The sequence below is a fragment of the Gluconobacter kondonii genome, assembly GCF_002723995.1.
Classification (GTDB): Bacteria; Pseudomonadota; Alphaproteobacteria; order Acetobacterales; family Acetobacteraceae; genus Gluconobacter; species Gluconobacter kondonii.
Genome location: NZ_BEWP01000037.1, coordinates 1 through 8,239 on the forward strand (window position 1 = coordinate 1; position 8,239 = coordinate 8,239).

Here is an 8,239-nt window from a genome sequence, read left to right on the forward strand (position 1 = left end):
TTTGAAAAACATCCCGCAGCCCGTAATCCTGACTACGTCAAACCAGCCAAGTGAAATTATGAGCCAGGTCAACGAAATCCTCGATTACGCCAATGATGTCTCACAACCTGACACGAATAGCATTTGCAGTGATTATGGTTTGAGCATGAAAAAGGCGATGAAGACTATAAACACGGCATAATATATCTCTTTCACCAACGCGACGGTCATGACATCGGGGCAGAAATACCCTGCTGTAAGGATGACTAAGCAGCCTGTAATGCAGCCTGTGACCCATCCGGGCGTCAGGCGGCTCAGAATTTTGGTAGGGAGGCTATCCCTAGAGAGGCCTGCCGCTTTTTCGCGGCGGCGGCGGGCGTCGATCCAGAGCCGGTTGCCGGTATAGAACATGCCAGCCCCTGCAAGACCCAGAACGACATAGCCCCAGCGGATCGCGTTGCCGCCGAAACTGCCAAAATGCAGGGCGAAGAAAACCGTCAGGATGGCAAAGCCGGTTTTCTGATGACCGGGGAGGTAATCAGCGGACAGGATTTTGCCGCTGCGGGGATCGACCGTGGCGAAGCCTGCCGTGGGGCCGCGCATGCTGTAACGGCTGTCCTGCCCGCTGACACGCAGCATTGTGCCACCATGGCCTTGACTATAGGCCAGTATGGTGGGGACGAAGCCCGAGGCCTGTGTTTCGAGGGACGTCACGAGTTCGGTCGGGGTGAGGAGCGGTGCGTCGGGGTGTTGGTCCGCAGTGATGGGGTGAGGTCTTGTGTGTGTCGGGGAATGCGGGGAGGTATGGGATGTGCCGAAAACTCGACTTTGCACTGCGAAAATGGGGTCATGGAACGCGAAGACCACCGAGGTCAACGCCATGACGATGTGAAAGGGCAGCGAAAAGAAGCCCAGCAGATTGTGCAGGTCCAGCCAGAGTTTGCGCGGTCCCTCGCGGAAGCGGAAGGCGAATAGGTTGCGGGCCAGCGTGGGCAGGAACAGCAGCACGCCCGAGATCAGGGCCATGCCGTAGAGCAGCGCGATGATGCCCATGAACGGTCGGCTGATTGCATGGGGCAGGGGGATGCCCAGTTCCTGATGCAGCATGTCGATGAAATGCGCGACTGGGGTAATGGCCTGCTGACGGACGACCAGCGTGCCGTCGGGGGCGAGCGTTGCGACGAACATCGGTCCTGCGTCGTGGCCGTGGGGCGGGTGCACAGGCCATGCCACGCGGCCGGGAAGGCCGCGGTCCGGGGCGAGCAGGATTGTGTAGGTCTGCCGGGCCTGCGGATAGGCGCTGAAGACTTTTTCGAGCAGGTCTGGTGTCCGGGACAGGGGCACTGGGGGCGGCATGTCGAGTTGGGGTGAGGTCAGGTTCTGGAGGGGTTGTTCAAACATGCTGATCGCACCGGCGAAGAACGCCACGAACAGAAGCAGCCCGGCACAGATCCCGACCCAGCTATGGACTTCGCGGTAGACGCGCAGGATATCGGAACGGATTTTCATCAGGATAATGCTCTCAGGAGTAGAAAGAGACTCCAGAGGACAACGCAGCCCCCGCCCAGCACTGCCCAAGCCTTACGGCCCGTGGGGAACAGGAAGCAGGTTCCCAGCACCAGAACCCACAGAACGGCTGTCAGCCACATCAGGGCTTGAGCGGAGAGGCTTCTGGGGTCACCATTCGCGCCAATGAGGCGTCCGAGGACGGCCATGATGGCGAACGTCATTCCGCCGCCCGCGAGGATGGCGGCGGAGACTTTCGCGATCCAGTGCCGGTTGTCGAGGGTTTGGGGCAGCTTCGTCATGGCCGGGATCTGCCAGCGAGAAGAGATGCGCCTAGTGGCAGCAGGCACCAGATGATCATGAGCAGGGTCATGCCCATCAGGCAGGCGGTGCAGAAACTCGTTGCGGTTGTCAGGATGGCTGTTCCGGCAAGCAGAGACCCGATCCCGAGTAGAGCCGGGACGTTGCCTTTCAGGGCGCGGTTCAGGAGTTTCTGGTTGGCGGAACATGCATAGAGCAACGCTCCGCCCACTGCGATGAACAGGGTTGCGAGAGCGTAGGACAGGACCGGACTCACCAGCGGTATTCCAGTCGGGCGGTGAGGTTTCTGCCTTGCCCGTAATAGCAAGCGGCCACTGCCGTACAGGTTGCGACGAAGCGCTTGTTGGCGACGTTGCGCATGTTGAGCGAGAGCATCAGGCCCTTATAGGCGGGATGGGTATCGCCGACATCGTAGCGGAGGAAGGTGTCGAACAGCGTATAGTCGGGGATGGCCAGTTTGTTGGCTGTATCGCCGTAGCTTGTGCCGGTGTAGCGCACGCCACCGCCGACTCCCAGACCGCGGAGAGCGCCGTAGCGGATGCGCTGGTCGATGAAGAGCGAGGCCATCCATTTCGGGGCCTGCGGCAGGTAGTTGCCGATCTGTCCTGCCGTGTTGGACTGCCGGATGCGGGCGTCGCTGCGCGTTCCGGTGAAAATGACGGCCATGTCCCAGGGAAGGGTGGCGCGTCCTTCAAGTTCGAGACCGCGGACGCGACCTTTGCCTGTCTGGATCAGGCAGGTGGCGGTGCCGCAGGTTTCGCCGTCGGGGTCGGGGGTCGTCATGTTCTTCTGGGTGATCTGATAACCGCCGAACGTGACATAGATGCTCTTGCCGTACTGGTAGCGGATGCCGGCTTCGTACTGGTCGCCGGTGGTTGGCTTGAAGGGCAAGCCGTTCTTGGCCGTGGACGGATCGGAGACGGTCGGCTGGAAGGACTGGGCATAGCTAAAATAGGGTGCCAGTCCGTTATCGAACAGATAGACGCCGCCCGCGCGCCAGGTGAAGGCCTGCGAGGGGGTGATGTAGCGTTTGCGGGTCAGGATATTGTAGGTGTTGTCATTGGCCCAGTCCTGACGGCCGCCGATCGTAACGCGCAGGCGCTCGAACTTGAGCTGATCCTGAAAATAGATTCCGTTCTGGCGGCTGACCGTGGACGTATAGACCTGCGGGGACAGGTTGCTTTCGTAACCCGCGCTGCCGCGGCTGACAGGATCGAAAATGTTCAGAAGCGGCTTGACCAGTGTCGCGCTGACGAGATCGCGGTCATGGTTCCAGTCCGTATAGAAATAGTCCGTCCCGGCAAGGATGAGGTGACGTACGGGGCCGGTGCGGACATGGCCTTCGACCTGTGTGTCCATGGCGACGCCCTGTGAGCGCCCCCGGCCTTCGACAGCGCGGCGGTTGACCGTCTCTCCCGCCACGCATCCCGCAACGGTACTGGTACATTTCGCAAGCGTATCGCCCGAGAGGACTGTGGAGCGGTAGAGCGTGTCGAGATAGGTGTAGCGGACGTTGTTCCGAACCGTCAGGAAACGGTTGAAGCGATGTTCCAGAAACGATCCGAAAAGGGCCTGATTGCGGTCGAAGGTGTTCCAGTCGGGTTCGCCGATATTGGCGTCATTGGCGATGTAACGGCCTTTGGAGGCATAAAGCGTGCCTGTTGCAGGCAGGAACTGGAACGTCGAGCCGCCGACATCGCGCTGGTACTGCGCCAGCAGTGTCCATGTCGAATGGGGCGCGAATTTCCATGTCAGGCTGGGCGAGACGTAATAGCGGCCTGCCGTGACATCATTGACCTGTGTGCCACCATATTTCGCCAGAGCGACCATCCGGCCCGTGAGGCTGCCGTTATGGGTCAGTTTTCCCGACACATCGCCGGAAGCCTGTCCCTGCCAGTTTTCCAGATCTGTATATCCGCTGCTCTGGAGGAAGAACTCCCCTTCGCTTTTCTCCGTCGGACGTTTCGTTACCAGATTGACCACGCCGCCGGGCGCCGTCTGGCCGTACAACGCTCCGGACGGGCCTTTTAGGACGTCGATCTGCTGGAGGGCGAACGGATCGAACGATGTGCGCGTCCACTGGCCCCCGGCGGGCAGGCGCAGGCCGTCCACGAAATTGTTGTTCGATGAAAAACCGCCTGCGCCAAATCCACGGACGGACACTTCGTCGACCCGGTTGTCGATGCCCTGTGGTTCGGCCTGCACTCCTGCGGTGTAGGCGAGGGCGTCGGCGATAGTGGGGGAGGAGCGCAGTTCGATTTCGTCGCGGCTGACGATCGAGATTGTCTGTGGGGATTCGATGATGGGTGTGCGGGTTTTGGTCGAGGCTCCGGCTTGCGACAATCCTGTTGCGGTGACGGTGATGATTTCGGCAGGCGAACCTGTCGCTTCCGGTTTCGCAGACCCGGCAGTCTGACCGGATGTGGTTTTCCCCGTGCGCTTGTCCTGCGGATCAGAGGGGGTTGCGGATGCGATCTGTGCGCTCAGGGCGAGACAGGACGCCGTACCACAGATAAGCCGGGAGAAACTCATGGAGCGCCTTCATTAAAACTAAATTTACCCCTTTCTATTTCGATAATGAGAATCATTGTCAACTGAGACGATGTAGGTGTGCGCGAAAAATACTTAATGTTGCCAGAGGAAACGCGGACCGATCAGAACGCGGACAGAGTATGACGACATGATCGCCGGTATTGCAGATAGAGCCAGCGGGTGTCCGCTCAGTTCTTCAGAGGCCCCGGGTGATTGGTCGTCACATGCTGATTGATGCTGTTCAGGGGCTGAGTGGCGGCCTGCGTTGCGTCTCCCATTTATCGATCACGGCTGCGGCCAGAGAGTTGCCGATTACGTTGGTGGCGGAGCGTCCCATGTCCAGAAAAGTATCGATACCGAGGATCAATAAAATTCCCTCTTCCGGAATGTTGAACTGTCCAAGTGTTGCGACAATCACAACTGAAGATGCTCGCGGGATGCCTGCCATGCCTTTACTCGTCAGCATCAGCACAAGGAGCATGGTAATCTGAGTGCTCCAGGGCAGGGCAATATCGTAGGCCTGTGCAATAAATATACTGGCGAAAGTGCAGTACATCATCGTGCCATCAAGATTGAAGGAATATCCAAGCGGCAGGACGAAAGACGAGACCTTTCGGGATACTGGCAGTTTGGTTAACTGCTCCAGAATCAGCGGGTATGCAGCCTCCGAACTTGCGGTTGAGAAGGCCAACAGAAATGGTTCACGCATCAGGCTGATCAGTTTTGTAGCCTGTTTGCCAAGGAAGGTGAATGCGATGCCAATCAGAGCAGCCCAGAGGATTGCGAGCGCGAGATAGAACTCACCCATGAATTTTCCGTAGATGCTTAAAATGGAAAATCCGTTTGTTGTGACGGTGGCTGCCATGGCGCAAAAAACGGCTAAAGGGGCAATCATCATGACATATGAGGTCACTCGCAAAATAATATGCGACAGGCTTTCCGCCCATTCCAGAACGACTTTTGCTTTGGCCGGCAGGGATGCGCAGGCAATCCCAAAAAAAATCGAGAAAACGACAATCTGAAGAACTTCATTATCCGCCATGGCACGGAAAATGGAATCCGGGACCATATGCTGGATAAAGCCATCCAGAGTCAAAGAATGGACTGACAGATGGGTGTCTGTCATCATGTTGACTTTATGCATCCCTACGCCCGGCTGGAAAATATTTACGAGCACCAGACCCAGAGTAAGAGATAGCAATGACGCACAGACAAACCACAGCATAGCCTTGCCGCCGATTCTGCCAACTGCGGCAGCATCAGACATATGACCGATGCCGACGACGAGTGTTGAGAAAATCAGGGGGGCCAAAATCATCTTGATAAGCCGCAGAAACACGGTCGAACCGATCGACAGGTCACCTGCAATCATCTGCTGGGTTGCAATATCTGGGAAAAACGCATGCGCAACGCCCCCGAGCAGACTTCCCAGTACCATTGCGGCAAGAATCAGCAGTGTCATCCGGTTTTTGTGCAACAGAATGCTTCCTTGAGGTTGAGGTTTGCTCTGTATGCAGGAGATGGGACAAAAACAAAAATACATTGCAGCGTAACCCGCAAAATCAGGAAATTATTTCAAAATCGTTGCCTGATATGTCTGCCAGAAACATTTTTCATGTGGCCGCGCGTGGCTTTCCCCGTGCATGATCCTTCTTGGGGAGAGGGTGTAATTTGCAATAAATCGCTTTCAGTAATCGGAGATATTTCTCAATCGATTAAACCCTTCTTTTAGGTCAGCCATTAAGTCGTCAACGTCTTCCAGACCGATATGCAGTCGTATGAGATGCCCGGTTTCCGTCCATTGTGTTGCAGTGCGCATGGAACGGGGGTCCACGGGTAGCGCCAGACTTTCAAAGCCACCCCAGCTATACCCGATCGTGAACAGCTTCAGCCCGTCGATCATGGCTGCTACGGCGTTCGATGACGAACTGCGGGTGACGAATGACAGAAGGCCGCTGGCCCCACGGAAATCCCGCTGCCACAGTGCATGACCCGGGTGGGACGGAAGCGCGGGATAGAAGACGCGTGAGACCTCTGGGTGCTGCTCCAGCCAGCGGGCAATCGTCAACGCACTCTCCTGATGCCGCTGCAGGCGGACATCGAGGGTACGAAGCCCGCGCAGAACGAGCGTCACATCGTCCGGTCCGACGAACTGGCCGAGCTGGAAATGCATGTCGCTGACCTGTTCCCACGCACGAGGAGCACAGGCAATCGTGCCCAGCATCACGTCGGAATGACCGCCGATATATTTCGTGGCGGCCATGATTGAGATATCAACCCCCAGTTCCAATGGCTTCAGGAACAGAGGCGTTGCCCAACTGTTATCCATCAGAACGCAGATATCACACTCATGGGCTACGGCTGTGATGGTAGGGACATCCTGAATTTCAAATGTTCCGGAACCGGGAGATTCGAGGAAAACAGCGCGCGTGTTAGGCTGGAACAAGTTGGCGATACCAGCCCCGTCGCGGGGATCATAATAAGTGGTTTCGATATCCATCCGTCGTGCCACCGTAGCGCAAAAATACCTGACCGGGCCATAAACGCTATCGGGAACCAGCAGATGATCGCCTGCACCGCAAATCGCCAGAATGGCTGTCGTGCAGGCTGTCAGTCCGGACGGACAGAGCACTGTGCCAGTGGCTCCTTCCAGAGTGCTGATGGCCTCACAAAGCGCAGTTGAAGTTGGATTGTCCCAGCGGCCATAACGATAGGGCTGCCTCCCCTCAGCCAGCGCAGCGACGTTGGGAAACGCGACGGTCGAACCACGAAAGATGGCGGGGTTGATGAATCCATGGTGCTCCGATGGATTGACAGCAGCGTGGGTCAGGAGTGTGCGATCATTTATTTTTTTTAGGCATTTTGCCTCCATTCCTTTTGATCGTAGGGATTTTATGACAAAATGTGCTTTCAAAACTCCAGATTTATGGACGTATGTGGGAAAGAATATTAACCTGTCTTGATGATAAAGTTGGATCAGATCGATCGTACGATTTTGCAGGTGCTTCAGGCAGATGGACGCCTGAGCAATAGCGATCTAGCGCAACGTGTCGGGATCTCCGCACCTGCCTGCTGGAAACGGTTGAAGCCTCTGGAAGCGGACTATATCGCGGGATACCATGCGGAACTGAACGCAAAGGCACTTGGCCTCAATCTTCTGGCGTTTCTCAGCATCATGCTTGACGACCATTCGGAAGAGACAATGACCGGGTTTGAAAGCGCAGTCTCGAAAATGCCCGGAGTGATCGCCTGTCATAATGTCTCGGGAAAATACGATTATCTGCTGCAGATAGTCGTTCGGGATATGGACGATTTTCATAACCTCTCGATGCGGCAAATCCGGATGCTCGGATGTATCAAGGAAATGCATACACATTTCTCAATCCGCGAAATCAAACGATCGGGTAGCTTGCCCGTGTGAGCAGGAGGGCAATGCGGGTTCTGAAACTGTATCGTCTGCGATTACTAGGTTAGGATCTAAGCAAAATGGCCACCCTCCTCCTTTTCCGGGAAGCTACAGCGGCGGTTTTTAATACAATCGTTATCGAGAGCAGATGTTTACGGAGGACTTGTCTGGCCGCTATTGAAGCACAGCATGGCAGTCTTCCCGATCTCTACGGAAAAATGAGAAAAAATGCACTAAGGGCAAGAAACGGAGTTCGTGAAGTTGCGGAGCGCTACATAAGACCCCGTCTTTATCGCCAGGAATTTTTCGATGAACGATCCGCATGTCGCGATTGAGCCGTCTATTCTTTATCTGGGAACTCCAGTTGTCCTGATCAGTACGGTTAATGAAGACGGAAGCTCTAATCTTGCGCCGATGTCGGCCGCGTGGTGGCTGGGTTGGAGAGCCATGCTAGGACTTCAGACGGCTTCAAAAACCTCACAGAATATGTTGCGC

The 8,239-nt window shown here is 56.3% G+C and carries 7 protein-coding genes and 2 pseudogenes; 3 read left to right on the plus strand and 6 right to left on the minus strand.

Translation table 11 applies throughout. The annotated features are described in order from the left end of the window. Window positions 1–115: pseudogene (locus GKO01_RS16655) on the plus strand (IS481 family transposase); the annotation flags it as partial. A gap of 17 nt (window positions 116–132) precedes the next feature. Here the strand turns inward: GKO01_RS16655 and GKO01_RS15270 are convergent. From GKO01_RS15270 to metC, 6 genes are all read right to left on the minus strand, one after another. Next, window positions 133–1,488, minus strand: coding sequence for a PepSY-associated TM helix domain-containing protein (locus GKO01_RS15270; RefSeq protein WP_099287744.1), 1,356 nt, complete (start codon window positions 1,486–1,488; stop codon window positions 133–135). Next, the gene (locus tag GKO01_RS15275) at window positions 1,488–1,787 is read right to left on the minus strand and encodes a hypothetical protein (RefSeq protein WP_099287745.1); all 300 of its coding nucleotides are present in this window, start codon (window positions 1,785–1,787) and stop codon (window positions 1,488–1,490) included. Before GKO01_RS15275 ends, GKO01_RS15270 begins: the two co-directional genes overlap by 1 nt. Further along, complete coding sequence (locus GKO01_RS15280; RefSeq protein WP_099287746.1) at window positions 1,784–2,062, minus strand: hypothetical protein; 279 nt, start codon at window positions 2,060–2,062, stop codon at window positions 1,784–1,786. The genes GKO01_RS15275 and GKO01_RS15280 overlap by 4 nt, the downstream gene beginning before the upstream one ends. Further along, window positions 2,059–4,338 (minus strand): TonB-dependent siderophore receptor, encoded by a 2,280-nt coding sequence (locus GKO01_RS15285; RefSeq protein WP_099287747.1) that lies wholly within the window; start codon window positions 4,336–4,338, stop codon window positions 2,059–2,061. The genes GKO01_RS15280 and GKO01_RS15285 overlap by 4 nt, the downstream gene beginning before the upstream one ends. A gap of 241 nt (window positions 4,339–4,579) precedes the next feature. Beyond that, window positions 4,580–5,800, minus strand: a complete 1,221-nt coding sequence (locus GKO01_RS15290) for a dicarboxylate/amino acid:cation symporter (RefSeq protein ID WP_244901513.1) — start codon at window positions 5,798–5,800, stop codon at window positions 4,580–4,582. A gap of 225 nt (window positions 5,801–6,025) precedes the next feature. Then, window positions 6,026–7,210, minus strand: coding sequence for a cystathionine beta-lyase (gene metC / locus GKO01_RS15295; protein WP_099287748.1), 1,185 nt, complete (start codon window positions 7,208–7,210; stop codon window positions 6,026–6,028). A gap of 90 nt (window positions 7,211–7,300) precedes the next feature. Here metC and GKO01_RS15300 point away from each other — a divergent pair, with 90 nt between their 5' ends. Then, window positions 7,301–7,759, plus strand: coding sequence for an Lrp/AsnC family transcriptional regulator (locus GKO01_RS15300; RefSeq protein ID WP_099287749.1), 459 nt, complete (start codon window positions 7,301–7,303; stop codon window positions 7,757–7,759). A gap of 294 nt (window positions 7,760–8,053) precedes the next feature. Beyond that, window positions 8,054–8,239: pseudogene (locus GKO01_RS16215) on the plus strand (hypothetical protein); the annotation flags it as partial.

Bases quoted from the DNA above. Each gene is read 5' to 3' on its own strand.
- GKO01_RS15275 (WP_099287745.1), bottom strand. From the start codon at position 1,787: ATGACGAAGCTGCCCCAAACCCTCGACAACCGGCACTGGATCGCGAAA.
- GKO01_RS15285 (WP_099287747.1), bottom strand. From the start codon at position 4,338: ATGAGTTTCTCCCGGCTTATCTGTGGTACGGCGTCCTGTCTCGCCCTG.
- metC (WP_099287748.1), bottom strand. From the start codon at position 7,210: ATGGAGGCAAAATGCCTAAAAAAAATAAATGATCGCACACTCCTGACC.
- GKO01_RS15300 (WP_099287749.1), top strand. From the start codon at position 7,301: ATGATAAAGTTGGATCAGATCGATCGTACGATTTTGCAGGTGCTTCAG.
- GKO01_RS15270 (WP_099287744.1), bottom strand. From the start codon at position 1,488: ATGAAAATCCGTTCCGATATCCTGCGCGTCTACCGCGAAGTCCATAGC.
- GKO01_RS15290 (WP_244901513.1), bottom strand. From the start codon at position 5,800: ATGACACTGCTGATTCTTGCCGCAATGGTACTGGGAAGTCTGCTCGGG.